At 71.9% G+C, this 20,163-nt stretch carries 21 protein-coding genes; 14 read left to right on the plus strand and 7 right to left on the minus strand.

Annotated elements, in window-relative coordinates; translation table 11 throughout:
* Window positions 1–2: 2 nt before the first annotated feature.
* Both ACIBSV_RS40470 and ACIBSV_RS40475 read left to right on the plus strand, forming a co-directional pair.
* A complete protein-coding gene (locus tag ACIBSV_RS40470) occupies window positions 3–800 on the plus strand; it encodes a PhzF family phenazine biosynthesis protein (protein WP_395872248.1) in 798 nt (265 codons plus the stop codon).
* 159 nt (window positions 801–959) lie between these two features.
* Entirely contained in the window at window positions 960–1,412 is a 453-nt protein-coding gene (locus ACIBSV_RS40475) for a VOC family protein (RefSeq protein ID WP_395872250.1), read from the plus strand.
* A 63-nt stretch (window positions 1,413–1,475) separates the two neighbouring features.
* Here the strand turns inward: ACIBSV_RS40475 and ACIBSV_RS40480 are convergent, their stop codons facing one another.
* A complete protein-coding gene (locus ACIBSV_RS40480) occupies window positions 1,476–2,390 on the minus strand; it encodes a LysR family transcriptional regulator (protein ID WP_395872252.1) in 915 nt (304 codons plus the stop codon).
* 119 nt (window positions 2,391–2,509) lie between these two features.
* Between ACIBSV_RS40480 and ACIBSV_RS40485 the strand changes: the two genes are divergently transcribed.
* Window positions 2,510–4,018: an MFS transporter gene (locus ACIBSV_RS40485; protein WP_395872254.1), complete on the plus strand. Its 1,509-nt coding sequence runs from the start codon at window positions 2,510–2,512 to the stop codon at window positions 4,016–4,018.
* Window positions 4,015–4,785, plus strand: coding sequence for a siderophore-interacting protein (locus tag ACIBSV_RS40490; RefSeq protein WP_395872256.1), 771 nt, complete (start codon window positions 4,015–4,017; stop codon window positions 4,783–4,785). Before ACIBSV_RS40485 ends, ACIBSV_RS40490 begins: the two co-directional genes overlap by 4 nt.
* An 89-nt stretch (window positions 4,786–4,874) precedes the next feature.
* Here the strand turns inward: ACIBSV_RS40490 and ACIBSV_RS40495 are convergent, their stop codons facing one another.
* Window positions 4,875–5,291, minus strand: coding sequence for an RNHCP domain-containing protein (locus ACIBSV_RS40495; protein WP_395872258.1), 417 nt, complete (start codon window positions 5,289–5,291; stop codon window positions 4,875–4,877).
* Window positions 5,285–5,668: an RNHCP domain-containing protein gene (locus ACIBSV_RS40500; protein ID WP_395872261.1), complete on the minus strand. Its 384-nt coding sequence runs from the start codon at window positions 5,666–5,668 to the stop codon at window positions 5,285–5,287. The genes ACIBSV_RS40495 and ACIBSV_RS40500 overlap by 7 nt, the downstream gene beginning before the upstream one ends.
* Window positions 5,669–6,062: 394 nt before the next feature.
* On the opposite strand from ACIBSV_RS40500, the gene ACIBSV_RS40505 reads away from it, so the two are divergent.
* Window positions 6,063–6,530: a GNAT family N-acetyltransferase gene (locus tag ACIBSV_RS40505; RefSeq protein WP_395872263.1), complete on the plus strand. Its 468-nt coding sequence runs from the start codon at window positions 6,063–6,065 to the stop codon at window positions 6,528–6,530.
* A 74-nt stretch (window positions 6,531–6,604) separates the two neighbouring features.
* Here the strand turns inward: ACIBSV_RS40505 and gdhA are convergent, their stop codons facing one another.
* A complete protein-coding gene (gdhA, locus tag ACIBSV_RS40510) occupies window positions 6,605–7,966 on the minus strand; it encodes an NADP-specific glutamate dehydrogenase (RefSeq protein WP_395872264.1) in 1,362 nt (453 codons plus the stop codon).
* Between the two features lie 192 nt (window positions 7,967–8,158).
* On the opposite strand from gdhA, the gene ACIBSV_RS40515 reads away from it, so the two are divergent.
* The gene (locus ACIBSV_RS40515; protein WP_395872266.1) at window positions 8,159–9,106 is read left to right on the plus strand and encodes a glutamate ABC transporter substrate-binding protein; all 948 of its coding nucleotides are present in this window, start codon (window positions 8,159–8,161) and stop codon (window positions 9,104–9,106) included.
* A 53-nt stretch (window positions 9,107–9,159) separates the two neighbouring features.
* Window positions 9,160–10,077 (plus strand): LLM class F420-dependent oxidoreductase, encoded by a 918-nt coding sequence (locus ACIBSV_RS40520; protein ID WP_395872267.1) that lies wholly within the window; start codon window positions 9,160–9,162, stop codon window positions 10,075–10,077.
* A 53-nt stretch (window positions 10,078–10,130) separates the two neighbouring features.
* Here the strand turns inward: ACIBSV_RS40520 and ACIBSV_RS40525 are convergent, their stop codons facing one another.
* Window positions 10,131–11,345: a pyridoxal phosphate-dependent aminotransferase gene (locus ACIBSV_RS40525; RefSeq protein WP_395872311.1), complete on the minus strand. Its 1,215-nt coding sequence runs from the start codon at window positions 11,343–11,345 to the stop codon at window positions 10,131–10,133.
* A gap of 300 nt (window positions 11,346–11,645) precedes the next feature.
* Between ACIBSV_RS40525 and ACIBSV_RS40530 the strand changes: the two genes are divergently transcribed.
* From ACIBSV_RS40530 to ACIBSV_RS40540, 3 genes are all read left to right on the plus strand, one after another.
* Window positions 11,646–12,170: a GNAT family N-acetyltransferase gene (locus tag ACIBSV_RS40530; protein WP_395872269.1), complete on the plus strand. Its 525-nt coding sequence runs from the start codon at window positions 11,646–11,648 to the stop codon at window positions 12,168–12,170.
* Between the two features lie 280 nt (window positions 12,171–12,450).
* Window positions 12,451–13,425, plus strand: a complete 975-nt coding sequence (locus tag ACIBSV_RS40535; protein ID WP_395872271.1) for a ketopantoate reductase family protein — start codon at window positions 12,451–12,453, stop codon at window positions 13,423–13,425.
* A 295-nt stretch (window positions 13,426–13,720) separates the two neighbouring features.
* A complete protein-coding gene (locus tag ACIBSV_RS40540) occupies window positions 13,721–15,076 on the plus strand; it encodes an SDR family NAD(P)-dependent oxidoreductase (protein WP_395872272.1) in 1,356 nt (451 codons plus the stop codon).
* A 147-nt stretch (window positions 15,077–15,223) separates the two neighbouring features.
* On the opposite strand, the gene ACIBSV_RS40545 is transcribed toward ACIBSV_RS40540, so the two are convergent.
* A complete protein-coding gene (locus ACIBSV_RS40545) occupies window positions 15,224–15,829 on the minus strand; it encodes a PadR family transcriptional regulator (RefSeq protein WP_395872274.1) in 606 nt (201 codons plus the stop codon).
* A 417-nt stretch (window positions 15,830–16,246) separates the two neighbouring features.
* Between ACIBSV_RS40545 and ACIBSV_RS40550 the strand changes: the two genes are divergently transcribed.
* From ACIBSV_RS40550 to ACIBSV_RS40560, 3 genes are all read left to right on the plus strand, one after another.
* Entirely contained in the window at window positions 16,247–16,555 is a 309-nt protein-coding gene (locus ACIBSV_RS40550; protein WP_395872276.1) for a hypothetical protein, read from the plus strand.
* 45 nt (window positions 16,556–16,600) lie between these two features.
* Window positions 16,601–17,035, plus strand: a complete 435-nt coding sequence (locus ACIBSV_RS40555) for a proteasome activator (protein WP_395872278.1) — start codon at window positions 16,601–16,603, stop codon at window positions 17,033–17,035.
* 117 nt (window positions 17,036–17,152) lie between these two features.
* On the plus strand, window positions 17,153–18,013 hold the full coding sequence (locus tag ACIBSV_RS40560; RefSeq protein WP_395872280.1) for a thioesterase family protein: 861 nt from the start codon (window positions 17,153–17,155) through the stop codon (window positions 18,011–18,013).
* 37 nt (window positions 18,014–18,050) lie between these two features.
* On the opposite strand, the gene ACIBSV_RS40565 is transcribed toward ACIBSV_RS40560, so the two are convergent.
* Window positions 18,051–18,926, minus strand: coding sequence for an AIM24 family protein (locus ACIBSV_RS40565; protein WP_395872282.1), 876 nt, complete (start codon window positions 18,924–18,926; stop codon window positions 18,051–18,053).
* Window positions 18,927–19,098: 172 nt separating this feature from the next.
* Between ACIBSV_RS40565 and ACIBSV_RS40570 the strand changes: the two genes are divergently transcribed.
* The gene (locus ACIBSV_RS40570) at window positions 19,099–20,046 is read left to right on the plus strand and encodes a TIGR03620 family F420-dependent LLM class oxidoreductase (RefSeq protein ID WP_395872284.1); all 948 of its coding nucleotides are present in this window, start codon (window positions 19,099–19,101) and stop codon (window positions 20,044–20,046) included.
* The last annotated feature ends 117 nt before the right edge of the window (window positions 20,047–20,163 follow it).

Below are 20,163 nucleotides of genomic sequence, written 5' to 3' on the forward strand. Positions count from 1 at the left end.
GCATGCGGATTTTCGTCGTGGACGCGTTCACCGACCAGCCGTTCCGGGGCAATCCGGCGGGAGTGTGCCTGCCCGACCCCGCGCATGCCGAGGACGTCGCCTGGATGCAGTCCGTCGCCGCCGAACTGCGGCACTCCGAAACCGCGTTCGCGGTGGCCCACCCGGGCGCCGACGCGGACTTCGGGCTGCGCTGGTTCACCCCGCAGACCGAGGTGGACCTGTGCGGGCACGCGACGCTGGCGACCGCGCACGTGCTCTTCGGGCAGGGCCTCGCGAACACGTCGCGGATCCGCTTCGCGACCCGCAGCGGGGTGCTCAGCGCGTCGCTGGACAGCGCCGGCGTGATCCTGGACTTCCCCGCGTTGCCGCCGCGCGAGGTGCCGATCCCGTCCGATCTGGGCCTGGCCCTGGGCGTGGAGCCGATCCGGGTGGCCGCGGGCGGTGACGACCTGCTGGTCGAGGTGGCGTCCGAGGCGGTGGTACGCGCGGTGGACCCGGATCTCGGGATGATCGCCGCGCTGCCGTATCGGGCGGTGATCGTCACCGCGGTGGGCACCGGTCGGGCCGATTTCGTCTCGCGCGCGTTCGCGCCCTCGGTCGGCGTCGACGAGGACCCGGTCACCGGGTCCGCGCACTGCGCGCTCGGTCCGTACTGGGCCCCGCGGCTGGACCTTCGCCGGATGACCGGCGCGCAGTTGTCCGCACGCGGTGGCACGGTCGGCGTGGAACTGGTCGGCGACCGGGTGCGACTGTCGGGCAGCGCGATCACGGTGCTCGAGGGCGACCTGGTCGCGGACTGAGCGGGGCGGGAGGCTCGACACGTCCCGTCGACAGGGTCGATCGAAACGTGGGCCGGTCGACTCCGGTCGGGACGCGGCAGTGGATCATTGCGCCCGCCGTTGCTAGCGTGCGCACACCAGCCGACCTGACGCATCGTCAGTAAACCCGGGAGCCGCGCCATGTCCGACGCCATCAGCTACAACGCGTCCCACCTGGGCCTGTGCGTCACCGACCTGGAGCGCGCGCTGCGGTTCTATCGCGACGGTCTCGGCTTCACCCCCGTGGTGCGCTACGACGTGGGCAACGAGGTGGCACACACCCTCGAGGTCGAGGGTGACGTGCGTCTGGTCTCGCAGATGATCGCCAAGGCGGGCATGGTCGTCGAACTGCTGCACTACGCGTCGCCGGACCCGCTCGGCGAGCCGTCGCGGCGGCGCAACCAGCTCGGGCTGACCCACCTGTCCTTCATCGTCGAGGACGTGGACGCCGCCGCGGCGCGGCTGGTGGAGTACGGCGGCACGCTCCTCGCCGACACGCGCGCGAGCCTGCCGAGCGAGACCGGCTCGACCGAACTGGTCTTCCTGGCCGATCCGGACGGGACCCGCATCGAGTTGATGCGCCTCGACAACTGATCCCTCGGGCACACGACCGGGCACGGCTGGGCACGACCGGGTGCGACCGGCGCGATTTCGGACTCACCCGGCGAGTGTCTCCAGCAGCACGTCGCGCACGCACTGCCGCAGCCACGCGTGCCCCAGGTCGGCGTCGTTGCGTGGATGCCAGGCCAACCCCATCGGCAGCCCCGGCAGTTCCAACGGCACCTCGAAGGTGCGCAACCCCATGCCCTCGACCATCGACGTGATCTGGCCCGCGACCAGGCCGACCAGATCGCTCGCCCCGAGGATGAACAGCGAGGACGGGAAGGTCGGCGCGGCGCCCACCACCCGCCGCTCCAGCCCGAGTTCGGCGAGCGCCGCATCGACCGGGCCGTGCATCCTGCCCCGACGCGAGACGATCAGGTGCTCGGCGGCGGCGAACCGCTCGGGCGTGCACCGACCGCGCAGCAGCGGGTGACCGGCCCGCACGCAGGCGACCATCCGGTCCTCGAAGAGGTGCTCGGTGAGTACCTCCGGCGAAGTGGTGTCGATCACGCCCACCTCCAGATCGGCGACCCCCTCGCGCAGCGCCGGGGTGTCGACGTGGCTCTCCGCGAGGAACTTCAGTCGTACGCCCGGTGCCTCACGCGCCGCGCGCGCGAACAACTGCGCGCCCCACGCGGCGGCGAACGCGTCGTGCGACCACACGGTGAACGTGCGCGACAGCGTGCCCAGGTTCACGTCGCCGGCGGCGGCGAACAGGGTCGTGGCACGTTCCACGATGGTGCGCACCTCGGCCCGGATGGCCAGTGCGTGCGGCGTCGGCACCATCGAGCGGCCGGCCCGGACCAGCACCGGGTCGCCCAGCGCCTTGCGGATCCGGCCCAGCGTCCGGCTCATCGCCGGCTCGGACAGGTGCATGCGCTGCGCCGCACCGGAGACACTGCACTCCTCCAGGAGCGCGTCCAACGCGGTCAGCAGGTTGAGGTCCATCCCGGATTGCGTCACACGCATCCTTTCCATGCAAAACATGCACTGGAGTCAATCGGTTGCTCAGCCTACGGTGAACGGGTCCGGACACGCAGTCCCCGCAACATCCCTTCCTCCTTCGTCGGTCAGCTCCTGGGGGACCCATGTCCACGCCCGTCCTGGGCACGTCGGCGCCACGCGCCGGCGGTGCCGAATCCGAAACCGAACCCGCCGGCGCGTCGCGCGCCGTGCTCCTCGCGATGTGTGCCTGCGTGCTGGTCGCGCAGAGCATGGTCGCCGCGATCAACCTGGCCATTCCGCAACTGGCCGCGTCCCGGCTGCATCCGTCCGCCGACAACATCCTGTGGATCGTCGACGCGTACGTGATCGTCTTCGCCGGCCTGCTCATCCCCGCCGGCGCGCTCGGCGACCGCTACGGCCGCAAGGGCGCGCTGCTCGCCGGGCTCGGCGTGTTCGCCGCCGGTGCCTGCGTCAGCGCGCTCGCCACGAACTCGGCCACGCTGATCGCCGGCCGGGGCGTCTCCGGCGCGGGCGCCGCGCTGATCATGCCCGCGACCATGTCGATCCTGATGCACGTCTTCCCGGCCGAACGCCGGCCCCAGGCGATGGCGTCCTGGACACTCGCGGTCGGCCTGGGCGGCCTGCTCGGCAACGTCGGCGGCGGTCTGGTCCAGGAATACCTGCCCTGGCAGGGCCTGTTCTGGATCATGGTCCCGCTGGCCGCGGTGCTCGCCGCGATCGTCCAGTGGGTGACCCCGCGTACCGCCACCCACCCGGCCGCGCTCGACCCGATCGGTTCCGCGCTGTTGATCACCGGCCTGGTCGCGGTGTTGTACGGGATCATCGAGGGCCCGGAGTTCGGTTGGGGCTCCACCCATGTGATCGGCGGCTTCGCGCTCGGCGGCCTGCTCCTGGGCGGCTTCGTGGTGCACGCGCTCCGTGCCGAACACCCGCTGCTGGACCCGCGCGTGTTCAAGTCCGCCAAGCTGCGGGCCGGCGTGCTCGGGATCGGTGCGAGCTTCTTCGGACTGTTCTCGCTGTTCTTCATCAACGCCCAGTACCTGCAATACGTGAAGGGCTTCTCGGCGCTGCGCACCGGCTTCGCGATCATCCCGCTCACGGTCGGCATGGCCCTCGCGCCGAAGATCGCGGTCAAGGCGCAACAGCGGGTCGGTACCCGGCCGTTGGTGGTGTTCGGGCTGAGCCTGATCGGGATCGGGCTGCTGTGCATGGCGACGGTGGACGCACGTACCCCGTACGCGGTGTACGCCGGGTTCCTGCTGATCCTCTCGGCGGGCATGGGACTGTGCGCGCCCGCGCTCTCCTTCGGTGTGGTCTCCGAACTGCCCAAACACCAGGCGGGGTTGGGCTCCGGCCTGAACACCGCCGCGCGGGAGGTCGGGGCGGCGCTGGGGGTCGCGGTGTTCGGCACCATCCTGGCCGGCCGGTTCTCCGGTCAACCGGCCGTGGAACTCTCCCGGACCCGGGGCGCGGAACACGCCCGGGTCGTGGACTCGTTCACCGACGCGATGTCGGTAGGCTTCCTGGTCGTCGGCGGCCTGCTGCTGGTGGCCACCGCCGCGGTCGCGATGGGCTATCGCGACCGCGCGGGCGCCTCGGCCGACTCGGGCACTTCCGGGAGGACCGCGTGAACCGCGAGACGAGTCGGCGGCGAGGCCCGATGGGCCGGTTGCTCGACCGGGTGTTCCTGTCCGCCACGGTCGTCGAGACGGAGCCGATCGCGGCTCGGATGCGACGGATCCGGATGCACGACGACGCGCTGCGCGGACTGTCCTGCCGGCCTGGACAACAGGTCCGGGTGCATGTGAACGACGTGCTCTCGATGGCGGGTTGGCGCCAGGGGGCGGGCAACCTGCTGCGTACCTACTCGGTCTGGGGCAACGACCCGCGGGCCGGGACGCTGGACCTGTGCGTGCTGGACCACGACGGCGACACGGGGCCCGGAGCCGCGTGGGGTCGCGCGGCGCGGCCCGGCGACCGGGTCCGGTTCGGCCGGCCCGAGGGCGGCTTCGTGCTGCGTCCGGACGCGCCGTATCACGTGTTCGTCGGCGAGGAGACCGCGTCGGTCGCGCTGGGCGCGATGATCGCGGCGGTGGGCCCGGCGGTGAACGTGTACGGGGTGATCGAGACCGCGACCGCGGCCGACCGGCTGCCGATACCGCACGCCGAACGGCTCACCTGGCTCGAACGCGGCGACGCGTCCGCGGCCTCCTCGGCGACCCTGGCCGACGCGGTGGGCCGGCTGGCGCTGCCCGCCACGCCGGGCGTGGCCTACGTGGCGGGCGAGGCCAAGACGGTCAAGCTGGTCCGGGACCGACTGGTCGCCGACCACGGCTGGGACCGCAGGTCGGTGATCACCAAGCCCTTCTGGTCCCCGGGCCGAACCGGCATGGACTGACGTCCGCGACGCCCGCGCTCGCGCCCGGGCGCCGGCCGGGCCGTCGTCGGCCCGGCCGGCGCCCACCCGCCACCGTGTCGGGCGCGGCCCTACAACGTGAGCAGCGCGCGGATCGGGCGGGTCGGGTCGCTCAACGGGCGCAGCGCCAGCCGGATCAGCGCGAGCGGGTTGTCGTCGCCGGCGATCCGGTTCGCGCCGAGCGCCCCACAGGACTGGCACTGATGGATCAACTGCCACTCCCCGTCCGGCCGAACGGACATGCTCAGCACGCTCATCCGGCCCCGACAGTCGGCCGCCCGATCACCGGGGACACGGCGATCGAGGTGCAGGCTGGTGAGGCAGTGCGGACAGTGGTTGCGATGCGCCGTACCGGGCGCGAGCAACGGCACGTCGAGTCGACAACCCACGCAGCGGAACGCGTCGCCGCGTCCGGTCCGCCCGTGGGTGACGTCCTTGTACCGCTGCGGGCGGCGGTTGGCCGGTCTGCGGCGGGCCACCGTCACCACTCCCCGAACACTTCGAGCGGGAACGGCGGTTGCGCCAGTGGCCGGACGGCCATCCGGACCAGGATGAGCTGGTTGTCGTCCGGGGCGATCGCATTCGACGTCAGTTCGTCGCACCGGATGCACCGGTGCACGATCATCCAGTCGCCGCCGCGCAGCACCGCGATCGAGATCGGCGACATCCGCGCCGCGCACTCGGACGGGCCGCCCTCGACGCGGTCGAGGACGTGCCGGGAGTGCAGGCAGCTCGGGCAGTGGTTGCGCCGGCCGCCGGCCGGGTCGACGGTGGTCACGGTGAGGCCGCAGCGGACACAGGTGAAGGTGTCGGTGCGTGGTGGGACGGTGTGCTGCTTACCGGAATTGTTGTTGCCGTTGGACACTCGGAAATCTCCTTGCCGAAGGCGGAAGCGAAGGCAGCAAGGAAGCGCCGAGCGGTCTCGGAGGGGTCGTCGACGCGGTCCGCCGCGATGTGCGCGTGCGGACCGGTGGGCCCACCGGGGGATCAGCGAGCGTCGGGGAAGTCCCGGAGGCCGGATCCGACCGCGGTCATACGAGGCGCGCTCGGCGCGAGGACGGGCATCAACACCTGATTTCCGAAGGGGGTGAGTCCGCGGTGAGGCGGACCGGACCCGGCGAACGTAACAGCGCGCACGGCGCCGGAGCCAACGATTTTCGCCGGACGCGGCGGCAACCGAGGCCGTGGCGGGGCCGCGTCGGGAGCCCCGCGTCCGAGACCCCTCTCGCAGGCCGAATCGGCCCTGTCAGACTGGGCCGATGATCGTCAGACCCGCGCATGCGGCGGACCGGGCCGGATTCCTCGCACTGGCCGCCGAGGTCGAGCACTGGTTCGGACCGATGGTGGACGAGCCCGGATTCCACGCGGCGCTGGACGAGCACATCCGAACCGGCCTGGCGCTCGTGGTGCCCGCCGACACCGGACCCGGCCTGCTGGGCGGGCTGCTGTTCGGCGCGGAACCGCCGGTGCATCACGTGCACTGGCTGGTGGTGGCCGAGGCCGCCCGAGGGCGAGGCGTGGGCCGGGCGCTGATGGCGGAGGCGACGAGCCGGTACGTACGCGGGCCGGGAACCGTCGAGTTGATCACCTTCGGGCTCGACCACCCGGGCGCGATCGAGGGCGGCTCGCGCGCGTTCTACGCGTCGCTCGGCTTCGTGCCGGCCGAGCCCGCGGAGCCGGGGCCCGAGGGCGGTTCGCGGCAGGTGTTCCGGCGCACGGTCGACTGAGCGCCGACCGGGCGCCGCCGCCCGACCGGGGGAGACCGGTCGGACGGCGGCGACGCGTGGGGTTCAGCCGTGGATCACACCACGCCGAAGGCGTTCATCGCGTCGGCGACGCGCAGGAAGCCGGCCACGTTGGCGCCCAGCACGTAGTCGCCCTCGTGACCGTGCTCGGCGGCGGTGCTCAGGCACGTGTCGTGGATGTCGCGCATGATCGCGCCGAGCCGGGCGTCGGTGTCGGCGAAGCTCCAGGACGTGCGGGCGGCGTTCTGCGCCATCTCCAGGGCCGAGGTGGCCACACCACCCGCGTTGGCCGCCTTGCCCGGCGCGAACGACACGCCCGCGGCGCGGAAGACGTGCACGGCGTCCGGCGTGCACGGCATGTTGGCGCCCTCCGCGACCGCCGTCAGGCCGTGTTTGACCAGGTGCGCGGCGGCCGGGCCGGTCAGCTCGTTCTGCGTCGCGCACGGCAGCGCGACATCGCACGGGACCTCCCAGACCGAGCCGTCCGGCACGTAGCGCGCGTGCGCGACCCGGTCGGCGTACTCCGCGATCCGGCCGCGCCGGTCCAGCTTGATCTCCTTGAGCAGGTCCAGGTCCAAGCCCTTGTCGTCGACGATGTAGCCGGTCGAGTCGGAGGCCGCCACGACGCGGGCGCCGAGCTCGCGGGCCTTCTCGATGGCGAAGATCGACACGTTGCCCGAACCGGAGACCACCGCGCGCCGACCCACCAGGTCGTCGCCGCGCGCCGCCAGCATCTCGGCCAGGAAGTACACGCAGCCGTACCCGGTCGCCTCGGTGCGCACCTGGGACCCGCCCCAGCCCAGCCCCTTGCCGGTGAGCACGCCGGACTCGTAGCGGTTGGTGATCCGTCGGTACTGACCGAACAGGTAGCCGATCTCGCGTCCACCGACCCCGATGTCACCGGCGGGAACGTCGGTATGTTCACCCAGGTGGCGGTACAGCTCGGTCATGAACGACTGGCAAAAGCGCATCACCTCGGCGTCCGAACGGCCCTTGGGGTCGAAGTCCGAACCGCCCTTGCCGCCGCCGATGCCGAGCCCGGTCAGGGCGTTCTTGAAGATCTGTTCGAAGCCGAGGAACTTGACCACGCTCAGGTTCACCGACGGGTGGAAGCGCAACCCGCCCTTGTACGGGCCGAGCGCGCCGTTGAACTCCACCCGAAAGCCCCGGTTGACATGGACCCGACCGGCGTCGTCGGTCCACGGCACCCGGAACAGCACCTGGCGTTCGGGCTCCACCAGCCGTTCCAGGAGTGCCGCGTCGGCGAGTTCGGGCCGCCTGGTCAGGGCCGAGGCGAGGCTTTCCAGCACCTCGTGCACCGCCTGGTGGAATTCGGGCTCTCCGGGATTGCGGCGCTGCACCTCGTCGAAGGTGGCCGCTGCCGGGCCGGTCAGCTCGGCGAATGCCTGGAGACTCATGGATGGTTGTCCTTCCGTCGACGGGGCGCGTCGCGGGCGATCGCGTGCGGTTACGCTATCCGGCTTCGGGGCCTCCTCGATCCACGGCGGACGTTCGGCACGAGAAGAGGGAACGCCCTCGTTTCCCGCGGCACCCCACCTGCGATGCTGCCTTCCGTGTGGCCCAACAGAGTTGATGCAGCGTCACGTCGAGTGGCGGCCCTGGCACTGGTATTTCTGGTGACCGCGTGCGGGAGTGGCGGGGCGGACGGCGCCGACGCGCGCTCCCCGTCCCGGTACGCCCCGGTGGAGGTCGGCGTACCCGATCCGGTGCTCGCGCCCCCGGTGCCGGCGCCGCCGTGCGACCCGAGTCGGAGCCTGACCCCGATCACCCCGCCCCGGCCGGGCGGCACGATGCCGGCCGGTTCGACGATGGCGTCGATCCAGGGGCGGGGCAAGCTGGTGGTCGGCGTCGACCAGAACACCCGGATGTTCTCCGCGCGCAGTGCGGGCACCGGGGAGTTGGAGGGCTTCGACATAGAGCTGGCCCGGGAGGTGGCGAAGGCGATCTTCGGCGACCCGGACCGGATCCAGTTCCGGACCATTCCGCCCGGTCGCCGGATCGACGTGTTGGTCGAGGGCCAGGCGGACATGGTCGTGGACGCGATGACGATCACCTGCGAGCGCCGACAGCAGGTGGAGTTCTCCGGCGTCTACCTCGACGACGCGCTGCGCTTCCTGGTGCCCCGCGGCACGAAGGTGGCCAGTCTGGCGGATCTGGCCGGGAAGTACGTGTGCGTGTCCGCGAACACCACGCCCGAACGCCGGGTGGCCGAGTCCAAGGCCCGGGTGTACGCGGTGGCGGACCGGACCGACTGCCTGGTCGCGCTCCAGGAGGGCCGGGTGGCGGCGGCGTACACCAACGCCTCGCTCCTGGAGAGCCTGCGCGAGCAGGACCCGTGGTTGGACGTGGTCGGCCCGACCACCGTGGAGGAGGTCAAGGGCATCGCGGTGCCCAAGGGGCAGACCGACTTCGTGCGCTTCCTCAACGGGGTGCTGGAGCAGCTCAAGAGCAGCGGCCGTTGGCAGCAGTTGTACGACGAATGGTTGGGCAAGGCGCTCGGGCCGGCCAAGCCGCCGGCCACGACCTACGGCGGATGACGGCTGTGGCAGCGGTTACTGACGATGCGTCAGGTCGCTGCTACGTTGCCGCCATGTTCCTTTCGCTCGGACTGCCCACGCACCTGGTCGAGGCCGGCGCCGACCTGATCAGCGCCGAGGCCGTGATGGAGATGTCCCGCGCGGCCGAGTCCGCCGGGTTCGACGCGGTCTTCACCACCGACCACCCGTTCCCCGGCGACCAGTGGCTCGCCCACGGCGGCCACCACACGCTGGATCCGATGGTCACGCTGTCCTTCGCGGCGGCGGCCACCACCCGGCTGCGGCTGCACACCAACCTGTTCGTCCCGGCGTACCGCAACCCGTATCTGTCCGCGAAGATGATCTCCTCGCTGGACGCGCTCTCCGGTGGTCGGGTGATCCTGGGCGTGGGCGCGGGCTACCTGGAGCCCGAGTTCGCCGCGCTGGGCGCCGACTACGCGAACCGCAACGACGTGTTGGACGACGCGCTGCGGGCGATGCGCGCGGCGTGGACCGGGGAGAGCGTGGCGGGCAACACCATGCGCCCGCGCCCGGCGCAGCCGCGGATCCCGATCTGGGTGGGCGGCAACAGCAAGCGGGCGATCCGCCGGGTGGTGGACCTGTGCGACGGCTGGCTGCCGATGCCGGCCCCGGCGGGCGCGTCCAAGTACCTCAAGACCCCGGGCCTGGAGACGCTGGCCGACCTGGCGGCGCGGCTGGACTACGCCCGCGAGTACGCGGCCTCGGTGGGCCGCACCGACCCGATCGACATCACCTTCATGCCGCGCGGGATGAGCATGTTCGACGGCGACGGCATCGACCACGAGGCGATCGTCGCGGACCTGACCGAGCAGGCCGAGGCCGGGGTGACCGGGGTGACGCTGACCCTGCCGGCCACGTCGCGGGAACAGTACCTGGAGCAGACCGCCGCGTTCGGCGAGCTGGTCGTGCCGCACGTCAGGAAGCTCGCCGTGCGCCCGCTCCTGGCCTGAAGAGCGCCGAGGGCCCGACGCCGGTCGGCGCCGGGCCCGCGGTCGGCGTCGGATCACTGCCCGTAGGACCCGATGAACTCGCCGATCCGGGTGATCGCGTCGGTCAGGTCGTCGACCTGGGGCAGCGTCACGACGCGGAAGTGGTCCGGCTGGTGCCAGTTGAATCCCGTGCCCTGCACGACCAGGATGCGCTGGCTCTGGAGCAGGTCGAAGACGAACTTCTCGTCGTCGACGATCTTGCACACGTCCGGGTCGATCCGGGGGAACGCGTACAGCGCGCCCTTGGGCTTGACGCAGGTCACCCCCGGGATCGAGATCAGCGCCTCGTACGCGGCGTCGCGCTGGGCGTGCAGCCGGCCGCCGGGCAGGATCAGGTCGTTGATGCTCTGGTAGCCGCCGAGCGCGGTGGCGATCGCGTGCTGCGAGGGCACGTTCGCGCACAGGCGCATGTTGGCCAGGATGTTCAGGCCCTCGATGTAGCTGGTCGCGTGCCGCTTGGGGCCGGACAGCAGCAACCACCCGGAGCGGAATCCGGCCACCCGGTAGGCCTTGGACAGGCCGTTGAAGGTCAGGCACAGCAGGTCCGGCGCGAGTGAGGCGAGCGGGACGTGCACGGCGTCGTCGTAGAGGATCTTGTCGTAGATCTCGTCGGCGAGGAGGAGGAGTCCGTGCCGGCGGGCGAGCTCGACGATGCCTTCGAGGATCCGCTGCGGGTAGACCGAACCGGTCGGGTTGTTCGGATTGATCACCACGATCGCCCGGGTGCGGTCGGTGATCTTGGCCGCGATGTCGTCGAGGTCGGGATACCACTCGGCGCTCTCGTCGCACAGGTAGTGCACCGGGGTGCCGCCGGACAGGCTGACCGCCGCCGTCCACAGCGGGTAGTCCGGCATCGGCACGAGCACCTCGTCGCCGTTGTTCAACAGCGCCTGCAGGGCCATCACGATCAGCTCGGAGACGCCGTTGCCCAGGTAGACGTCGTCGACGTCGACACCCTCGATACCGCGCGTCTGATAGTGCTGGACCACCGCTCGGCGGGCGGACAACACACCCTTGGAGTCCGAGTAGCCCTGCGCGGACGGCAGGTTGCGGATCATGTCGTGCAGGATCTCGTCGGGGGCCTCGAAGCCGAACGGCGCGGGGTTGCCGATGTTCAGCTTGAGGATCCGGTGTCCCTCGTCCTCCAGGCGTTTCGCCTCGTCGAGAACCGGACCCCGGATGTCGTAACAGACGTCCGCGAGCTTGCCCGACTGACGTACCTCGGGCAACGGACGATGTTGTGGTTGCGACAACTCTTCGACGCTCACCTGGATATCTCCTCCTCGCAGGGCAGTCGCCCGCGAGATCCTCGTGTGCACGGTGGAGGCGGGCGAGGTTGCGAGTCTTCCACGCCCGAGGTCCGGCACGCAGTGGGATATTTGACACGTGGATCGGCCGGTACCCGCCCGAGACCCGGCCTGCACCTGCTCGTGACGCCGCCTGCCGGCCCACAAGAGTTCATCCGAGCGTTGCCCGCGTGGCAGATCGGGGTCGCCCGACGGCGCCCTCGCGGTGCCACCCTGCGGCATATGGACGTGTCGTACTTCTACGGAACAGCGGGCGAAATCGACGCCGCGAGTCTGTACCGGCTGCTGTCGCTGCGCAGCCGGGTCTTCGTGGTCGCACGCCGGCAGCCCTGGCTCGATCCCGACGGCCGCGACATCGAGCCGGGAACCGCGCACCTGTGGGCGGAACAGGACGGCGAGGCGGTGTCCACGCTGCGGCTGACCGAGGAGGGGGACGGCCTGCTGCGGATGGGCCGCGTCTGTACGTTGTTGTCGCATCGTCGACAGGGGCATGCCACCGTGCTGGTCCGGCACGCGCTGGTGCTGGCGGGTCCGCGCCCGGTGATCTCCGACGTGTACGCGCGCAGCGCCGACTGGTTCACCCGTCGAGGCTTCGAGCCGCGCGGCGGGCGCACCGTCGTGGACGGCGAACCGCACACCTCGATCCGGCACGTGCCCGCCGCCCGACGCGCGGCACCGGTGCCGTCCGGGGGAACGGGGTCGGGGCATCGGGGCGGCGGGTACGTACCGGCCTGGGCGTCGACCTGACCGCGATCGCGCGCGGGGCGGGCCCGGGACGCGTGCGGTAGCGCGGTCCGGCGGCGGTACGTCCGCTCGGCGACGTGTGCGTCGGAGCGAGCCCCACCGGGCCCGACGGGCGCGGCGGACCCGTGCCGCGCCCGAGCTCGGGCGGATCCGGCGCCCACCCGGCGCGCTCGCGGCGGTCGTGCCGTGGCGTCCGGCAGACCGGAAAACCGGTGGCCTCGCGGACCCCACGGCGGTGCCCTGACGTGTTTGGATGGGCTCTCGCGTCGGGGAGGGATCGGCCATGCGATTTGTAGTCCTGGGGGCCGGGGCAGTCGGCGGCGTCCTCGGCGCTCGCCTCGCGCAGTCGGGGCACGACGTACACCTGGTCGGCCGGCGCGTGCACGTCGACGCGATCGGCGCCCACGGACTGCGGGTCCTGACCCCCGACGGCGAGGACGTGGTGCGCCTCGCCGCGGTGACCGACATCGCGACGCTGGATTCCCTCGTGGACTGGGCCGAGGTGGACGCGGTGGTGCTGTGCGTCAAGTCCCACGACACCGCCGGCGCGCTGCGCGAGTTGGCCCGCTACGCCGACTCGCGGGTGCCGATCCTGTGCGCGCAGAACGGCGTGGCCAACGAGGACGCGGCGCTGCGCCTGTTCGCGAACGTGTACGGCGTCCTGGTCGCGTGCCCGTCCGCCTACCTCGAACCCGGCGTCGTGCGCGCGTACTCGTCGCCGGTGACCGGAGTCCTGGACATCGGCCGGTACCCGCACGGCCGGGACGCCTTCGCGGCCCAGGTGTCACGTGTCCTGTCGGGCGCCGGCTACGGCTCCGAGGTGTACCCGGACATCACCGCGTACAAGTACGGCAAGCTGGTGACCAACCTGGGCAACGCGGTCGAGGCACTGTGCGGCCCGAACGCGCGCGGCGGAAATCTGGACCGACTCGCGATGGACGAGGCGCGCACGGTGCTCTTCTCGGCCGGGATCCACGCCGAGTTCGCGCCGGTCAGCCCCCTCGTGCAGGTACGCCCGGTGGGTGGTGAACGGCGGCCCGGCGGCTCGTCCTGGCAGAGCCTGTACCGGCACACCGGCGGCATCGAGACCGACTACCTCAACGGCGAGATCGTCCGGATCGGCCGCCTGCACGGCGTGCCGACCCCGGTCAACGCCGAACTGCAACGCGCGGCGAACCGATTGGCCGCCATCGGCGGCGAGCCCGGCTCGGTATCCGAACTCGACCTGCTGCGCGCGGTGGTGGACGGACGCGGTTAGGCCCTGTCCGGGCGCCGCCTCCACGTGGCGCGGCCCGGCCAGGCCCCTGGGACAGGCCCGGGAGAGAGCGAAAAGCCGGTGACCGGTCCGGTGACGCCTCGCTAATGTGACGGTCCGTCGGTGAACCGCCGACGCGTCGATCCGCCGCTTCGGCGACATCGGCCCGGGATCCGTCCGCGAAGGGAGCGAGCCCATGGGAGAGTCGCCGACGCCCCCGAGCGACGCCCGCTTCGCGGATCCCGCGGAGCCATAGGGCCGGTCGCCGGATCCGCCGCAAGTCCCTCGGGGGGACCCCATGACCGACTCGGACACACTTCCCGTCCCACCGTCCCTCGAGGACTGTCTCGCCGTGCTCGGCGCGATGTCCGACCTCCCGCCGGACGCACCCGAGCGACGCCGGATCGAGCAGGTGCTCGCGTCCTTCATTCGCTCGGGGCGTCATCGCCGCCGGGCCGAGCAGCGCGCGCTGCGGCGCACGGAGCGCACCGAGGTGACCGAGCGCACCGCGCTGGGCGCCGCCGACCGGGTCGAGGACCTCCCGCTGGAGGACACCGGGCTGCCCACGTGCGTCGGCGTGGTGGAGATGGGCCTGCGCTGCTACATCTGCAAGCGGCCGTATCGGCAGGTGGACGGCTTCTATCACCGGCTGTGCCCACCGTGCGCGGCGGAGAACCGGCAGCGGCGCCACGCCCGCGCCGACCTCACCGGCCGGCTGGCCCTGGTCACCGGCGGCCGGGTGAAGATCGGTTACGAGCTGGTGCTCAAACTCCTGCGCGACGGCGCGGAGGTGATCGTGACGTCGCGCTTCCCGCACGACACACACGAGCGGTTCGCCGCCGCGCCCGACCACGACGTGTGGGCGCATCGGCTGCACGTGCACGCGATCGACCTGCGCGACCTCGGTGGGCTGGTCGCGTGGTGCGATCGACTGGTCGCCGAGGGACGCCCGCTGGACATCCTGGTCAACAACGCGGCCCAGACCATCCGTCGACCCGCGTCGGCCTACGGACCGCTGCTCGCCGCCGAGCGGGCCGCGCTCGGGGCGGGTGCGTTCGAGTTCGCGCTCGACCGGTCGCCCGCCGACGAGTGGGACGCGACCTCGACGGCGCCCGGATCGGTGCCGGCCCGGCTCGCGCCGGACGCGGCGGGGCTGCTCCCGGACCGGGCGCCGGTCAACTCCTGGTCCAAGCGGGTCGACGAGGTGGATCCGGTGGAGCTGCTCGAGGTGCAGCTCGTCAACGTGACCGCGCCGTTCGTGCTGGTGAGCCGGTTGTTGCCGCTGCTGCGCCGGGCCGCGTGCGAGCGGCGCTACATCGTCAACGTGTCGGCGGTGGAGGGTCAGTTCGGGCGCGCGTACAAGGCGCCCGGGCATCCGCACACCAATATGGCCAAGGCCGCGTTGAACATGCTCACCCGGACCAGCGCCGAGGATCTGGCCGGTCACGGGGTGTACCTGACCAGCGTCGACACCGGCTGGATCACCGACGAGAAGCCGCATCCCGACAAGACGCGGGTGGCCGCGACCGGGTTCCGCACGCCGTTGGACATCGTCGACGGCGCGGCCCGGGTGTACGACCCCATAGTGCGCGGGGAGCGGGGGGAGCCGGTGTTCGGGTGCTTCCTCAAGGACTATCGGGTCGCGCCCTGGTGATCCGCGGGTGCGACCGGTGACGCGGGTGACCGCAGGGCGTCCCGGCAGTCGGGTTCGACTACCGGGACGCCCTGCGGGGGACCTGCCTGCGGGGCGGAACGGGCGCTCCGAGCCGCAAGCGGTGATCGGCGATCCGGGCGACCCACATCAGTCGGCTTCGGCCAGGATCAGGTAGAGCCGCTTGCGGGTGTCCGTGACGACCTCCAGGGCCTTGGCCCGCTGCGCCTCGGTGCCGTTCATCATGAGCTGGCGCAGTGCGTCGCCGATGCCGTGCATCGCCGAGCGCAGGTCGTGGACCGCCTCGAAGTCGACGCCCTGGCTGGCCTCGTCCCAGGGCTTGGTGCCCTCGGGAAGCGCGGCGGCTTCCTCGCGCCCGGCGTCGGTGAGGGTGAACAGCTTGCGGCCGCTGCCCTCGACGCCCTCGATCACGCCCTCGTCCTCCAGCAGTTGGAGGGTGGGGTAGACCGAACCGGGGCTGGGCTTCCACACGCCGCCGGTGCGCTCGCCGATTTCCTGGATCATCTCGTAGCCGTGCATGGGCCGTTCGGTGAGCAGGGCCAGGATCGAGGCCCGTACGTCACCGCGCCGGGCGCGACCGCGCCCACGGCCTCGGCCGCGCCCTTCCGGTCCGCCACGTCCACCGTGGCCGTGCCCGCGTCCCCACGGGCCGGGGCCGGGCGGGCCCCACGGTCCGAAGGCCGGGCGGTTCTGTCCTTCTGCGCCCCACTGGAGGCGTCCTTTGCTGCGGTGCATGGGTTTCTCCCTGTGATGAGGCGACTCGTCGAGCCGCCGTTCGATCTACTGTGTGTATCGCGATCGTTCGCGATGCTTCAACGATATATCGGTAGTGAGTCTTTCGCAAGCGTCCGGTGTGCGGTTGTCCCGGCGGGGCAGAATCCGGCTCGCTCGAAAGGCGTGCCGAGGGCGGATTCGGGCGGGTCGAGGCGGGGAACTCGGCGCCGGCCCCGGACGTCCTTCCGGGGCATGGGGTTTCGTCGGGCGCTCGGCGGGTCGGTTTGCCGGCGTATCGGCCGATGCGGTCGGCGGGCCTTCGCAGGTTCTCCACGGAACCCGCACGAGGCGGACGCACCAGACGCGTTGGGTGAGCCTCGCTTACGGGTAGATTTCGGTTGATAGCTCTTGGTGATCGACTGGCGTGGGGAGAGGGCTGTGTGGACCTGGCTGGTGGTGGGGGTGGCCGCATACCTGGTGTTCCTCGCGTGCGTGATCGTGCTGCTTCGAGCCGCCAAGGCGCGGGCGCGCGTGGAGCGGAACGCCGACGCGTGGGCGGCCGGCCCGCCGGCGGGGGCGGCGATCGGGCCGGTACCGGTGGGTGACCGCCCGGTGCCGGAGCAGCCGGCCGACACCGATACGGCGCGTGCGCACCCGGTGCCCGACGAAGACCCGCAGCCGTCGCGAGCGTGCGACCCGGGGCCGTCCGAGCCGCCCGTTCCGCCCGCGTCGCGGATGCGCGGTTGAACCCGGCCGGCGTTTTCGGCCTCCGGCGCGGGGTAGGCGCGGCCCATGGTTGATCCGACTGTCACCACCACCCGCGAAGGGGACGATCAACGCCCGCTCGGCGAATTGGTCCCGGCCCCCGATCGCGTGATGCGCGTCGCCGAGATGATTCGCCACCTGTTGGAGGAGCTGCGCGACGCACCGCTCGACGAGCCCGGCCGAGGGCGGGTGCGCGCCGTCTACGAGCGCTCGCTGCCCGAGCTGCGCCGTTCGCTCGCGCCCGATCTGTACGAGGAGCTGGAGCGCCTCACCGGGCCGTTCGCCGGGGTGGGTGCGCCCAGCGGCGCGGAACTGCGGATAGTGCAGGCGCAGTTGATCGGCTGGCTGGAAGGGCTGTGGGGTGGCATCCGGTTGACCCTGATGCTGCGGCAGAACGCAGAGGTGGGTCCGCCGCACGTTCTTCTGGGCGGGGACGCGGAGGAGGACGGCTCGTACCTGTGAGGGTGCGCCGGTGACTTGGCCGGCCTCGGTGAGGTGGGGCGGCGGTCGGGATATGTGACTGTGCCAAGCTGTTTGCCCGTCAGTCGCTTCCCGTCAGCCGCCCCTGGAGTCGCCGCCATGACCGAACAGGCATCCGCCGAGACCGGGCCGTCCGGCGCCGCGCCCGACTACGAACTCGACCGGGACACCACGTGCGTCGCGCGCCCGGACGCGCCGGGCGTGTACGACACCACGCTCTCGCCGGACTGGGCGTTCGGGATGGGCCTCAACGGCGGATACCTGCTCGCCCTCGCCGGCCGCGCGCTCGGTGCGACACTGCCGCACCCCGATCCGTTCACGATCACCGCGCACTACCTGACCACGTCACACCCGGGGCCGGCCGAGGTGCGCACGGAGGTCCTGCGTACCGGGCGCACCCTGAGCACCGGCACCGCGCGGATCGTGCAGGACGGCGAGATTCGGGTGCACGTGGCCGCCTCCTACGGCGACCTGGCCGCGCTGGACCCGGAGGTGCGTACGAGTGCCCGGCCGCCGGCGCTGCCCTCGCCCGAGGAGTGCGCGGCGAGCGCCGCCGGCGCGGCGCCCTTTCGGCGCACCACGTTCATGGACCGCAGCGAGCAACTGCTCGACCCGGCGACCGCCGGCTGGTCGACCGGGCGGCCGTCCGGGCGTGGGGAGATTCGGGCCTGGTGGCGGCTCGCGGACGGTCGTGCCCCGGATGCACTGGCGCTGCTGCTCGCGGTCGACTCGCTCGTGCCGACCGCGTTCGACCTCGGCGTGCGCGGGTGGGTGCCCACGGTGGAGTTGACCGTGCATGTCCGGGCCAGGCCGGCGCCGGGGTGGCTGCGGGTGGCGCTGGCCACCCGCAATCCGGCGGGCGGCTACCTCGAGGAGGACGGCGAGGTCTGGGACTCGACGGGCCGACTGGTCGCCCAGTCCCGGCAGTTGGCACGCCTACCGCGCAAACGGCAGCCGTAGGTCCGGCAGGCTCACGGACCCGTGGTGGGCGCGGGGGTCAGCGTGGCGGTCCGTACGGTCCGGGGGGACCGTAGGGGCCGGGCGGGGGAGGACCGTACGGACCCTGGGGGCCGGGCGGGCCGTACGGGCCCGGCTGTGGGGGCGGCGGGGCGCCGTGTGGGCCGCCGGGGCCGGCCCAGGTGTTGTTCTGGAAGCCGTCCCGACCCATGCCGAAGTGGCGGTTGTTCTCGGTCGCGGTCAGGTTCGCGGGCAGGATCTCGCTGGGCTGGACCACCACGTAGCCCTCTCCGATGAAGGCCATCGTCCAGCCTTCGCCGGTCTGTCGGCGGCGGCGCCAGATGCGCTGCGACGTGGTCTGCGCCTGCAGGCTGGTCTGGAGGCCGGCGGTCCAGGCGATCACCGCGTCGGCGTCCGCGAACACCTCGCGGTCGTTGGACGCGCGCAGTACCAGCGGCGCGCCGGACGTGGTGATGACGATCTTGCCGGTGCCGCCGATCTGCATCGAATAGGCGCCCATGCCGCCCACGTTGTAGCCGGCGTCGATCTGTACGACGCTCCAGTTCAGCGTGCCGTCCAGGGCCAGGACGTTCTCGTCCTCGACGATCAGCGCCTCGTTGTGCAGATTCAGGATGTGGATGCTCTGCGCCTGATTGGCGAGGTAGACCGTGCCGTGTCCGTGGCAGCGCATCAGGTCCAACATGTCGCCGGTCAGCGCGCCGGTGCGGATCTCGGCGGCGGTCTGGAACGCCCCCTCGAACTGCACGTTGCCCTGATAGGCCACCATCGCGCCCTTGCGGGCCAGTACCTCGGTGCCCACCTCGGGGCTCAGCAGCACCCGCAACATGTGCGCGTTCTGCAGGCTGTAACGCTCGGCGGACTGGCTCACCGTGTGGTTGAACAGTGGACTCTGCACGAGGTCTCCGACGGATCCGGCAACGGCGTGGGCGCGGTTGGCAAGTGGTTCGTGTGACCAGACCATGATTCCGCGTCGATGGTTCCCTCGGAACCAAGGGTGACCCATGTCGACCGGTATGGTGCGGGAGACAGCTTCTGTTACGGCGTTACAGAGAACTCGGGAGCGTGCCATGACCACACCGACACCGCCGGCGACACCCCAACCGACATCGGCCGCGGCGCGGTCCGTTCCCGACCTGGGCCGGATCGGGCTGTGGACCGCCGCGCTCGACTTCATGCCCGTGTCCCGGCTGCGGGAGACCGTGGCCGAACTCGACGAACTCGGCTACGGCGCGCTGTGGTGGGGCGAGACGGTGGGCCGTGAGGCGTTCACCCAGGCGATGCTCGTCCTGGGCGCCGCGCCGCGCATCGCCGCCGCGACCGGCATCGCCAACGTGTGGGCCCGGGACGCGATGGCCGCCAACGCGGCGGCGCGTACCGTGCACGAGGCGTACCCCGAGCGGTTCCTGACCGGCCTCGGGATCAGCCACAGCGGGCTGGTCGAGGGGCTGCGGCCGGGTGGGCACAGGTACGAGAAGCCGCTCGCGCACATGCGCGAGTACCTGGACGCGATGGACTCCTCCCTGTACCTCGCGCCCGGCGGCGACGGCCCGCGCCCGGCCCGCGTGCTCGCGGCGCTCGGCCCGAGAATGCTGGACCTCGCGCGCGAGCGGTCCGAGGGAGCGCACACGTATCTGGTCACGCCCGAGCACACCGCCGAGGCACGCGCGGCACTGGGCCCGGATCGGCTGCTCGCGGTGGAGCAGGCGGTCGTGCCGACCACGGACCGGGAGACCGCGCTGCGCCGGGGCCGCGAGCATCTGCGGACGTACGCGACGCTGCCCAACTACCGCCGCAACTGGCTGCGACTGGGCCTGACCGAGGAGGACTTCGCCGACGGCGGCAGCGAGCGCATGGTGGATCGGCTCGTGGCGTCGGGCGACGAGTCGGCGATCCGCGCGGCGGTCGACGCGCACTTCGCCGCCGGCGCCGACCACGTCTGCGTGCAGGTCCTGGGCGAGACGTTCGACGCGGCCCCGGCGGCGGATTGGCGGTCGCTGGCGGCGGTGCTGCTGTAAAGGCGCGGGGGCCGGTCGGTTCGGTCGGGCACCGGGCGGTGTCCCGGTGCCCGCTGCCGCGTCCGCCCGTTGGTTGGGTGGGTCGGTGGCTCGGTGCCGTCGGTGACGGGCGGGTGG

The sequence above is a fragment of the Embleya sp. NPDC050154 genome (assembly GCF_044460165.1).
GTDB lineage: Bacteria > Actinomycetota > Actinomycetes > Streptomycetales > Streptomycetaceae > Embleya.

Bases quoted from the DNA above. Each gene is read 5' to 3' on its own strand.
- ACIBSV_RS40470 (WP_395872248.1), top strand. From the start codon at position 3: ATGCGGATTTTCGTCGTGGACGCGTTCACCGACCAGCCGTTCCGGGGC.
- ACIBSV_RS40475 (WP_395872250.1), top strand. From the start codon at position 960: ATGTCCGACGCCATCAGCTACAACGCGTCCCACCTGGGCCTGTGCGTC.
- ACIBSV_RS40480 (WP_395872252.1), bottom strand. From the start codon at position 2,390: ATGCGTGTGACGCAATCCGGGATGGACCTCAACCTGCTGACCGCGTTG.
- ACIBSV_RS40485 (WP_395872254.1), top strand. From the start codon at position 2,510: ATGTCCACGCCCGTCCTGGGCACGTCGGCGCCACGCGCCGGCGGTGCC.
- ACIBSV_RS40505 (WP_395872263.1), top strand. From the start codon at position 6,063: ATGATCGTCAGACCCGCGCATGCGGCGGACCGGGCCGGATTCCTCGCA.
- gdhA (WP_395872264.1), bottom strand. From the start codon at position 7,966: ATGAGTCTCCAGGCATTCGCCGAGCTGACCGGCCCGGCAGCGGCCACC.
- ACIBSV_RS40520 (WP_395872267.1), top strand. From the start codon at position 9,160: ATGTTCCTTTCGCTCGGACTGCCCACGCACCTGGTCGAGGCCGGCGCC.
- ACIBSV_RS40530 (WP_395872269.1), top strand. From the start codon at position 11,646: ATGGACGTGTCGTACTTCTACGGAACAGCGGGCGAAATCGACGCCGCG.
- ACIBSV_RS40535 (WP_395872271.1), top strand. From the start codon at position 12,451: ATGCGATTTGTAGTCCTGGGGGCCGGGGCAGTCGGCGGCGTCCTCGGC.
- ACIBSV_RS40540 (WP_395872272.1), top strand. From the start codon at position 13,721: ATGACCGACTCGGACACACTTCCCGTCCCACCGTCCCTCGAGGACTGT.
- ACIBSV_RS40545 (WP_395872274.1), bottom strand. From the start codon at position 15,829: ATGCACCGCAGCAAAGGACGCCTCCAGTGGGGCGCAGAAGGACAGAAC.
- ACIBSV_RS40555 (WP_395872278.1), top strand. From the start codon at position 16,601: ATGGTTGATCCGACTGTCACCACCACCCGCGAAGGGGACGATCAACGC.
- ACIBSV_RS40560 (WP_395872280.1), top strand. From the start codon at position 17,153: ATGACCGAACAGGCATCCGCCGAGACCGGGCCGTCCGGCGCCGCGCCC.
- ACIBSV_RS40570 (WP_395872284.1), top strand. From the start codon at position 19,099: ATGACCACACCGACACCGCCGGCGACACCCCAACCGACATCGGCCGCG.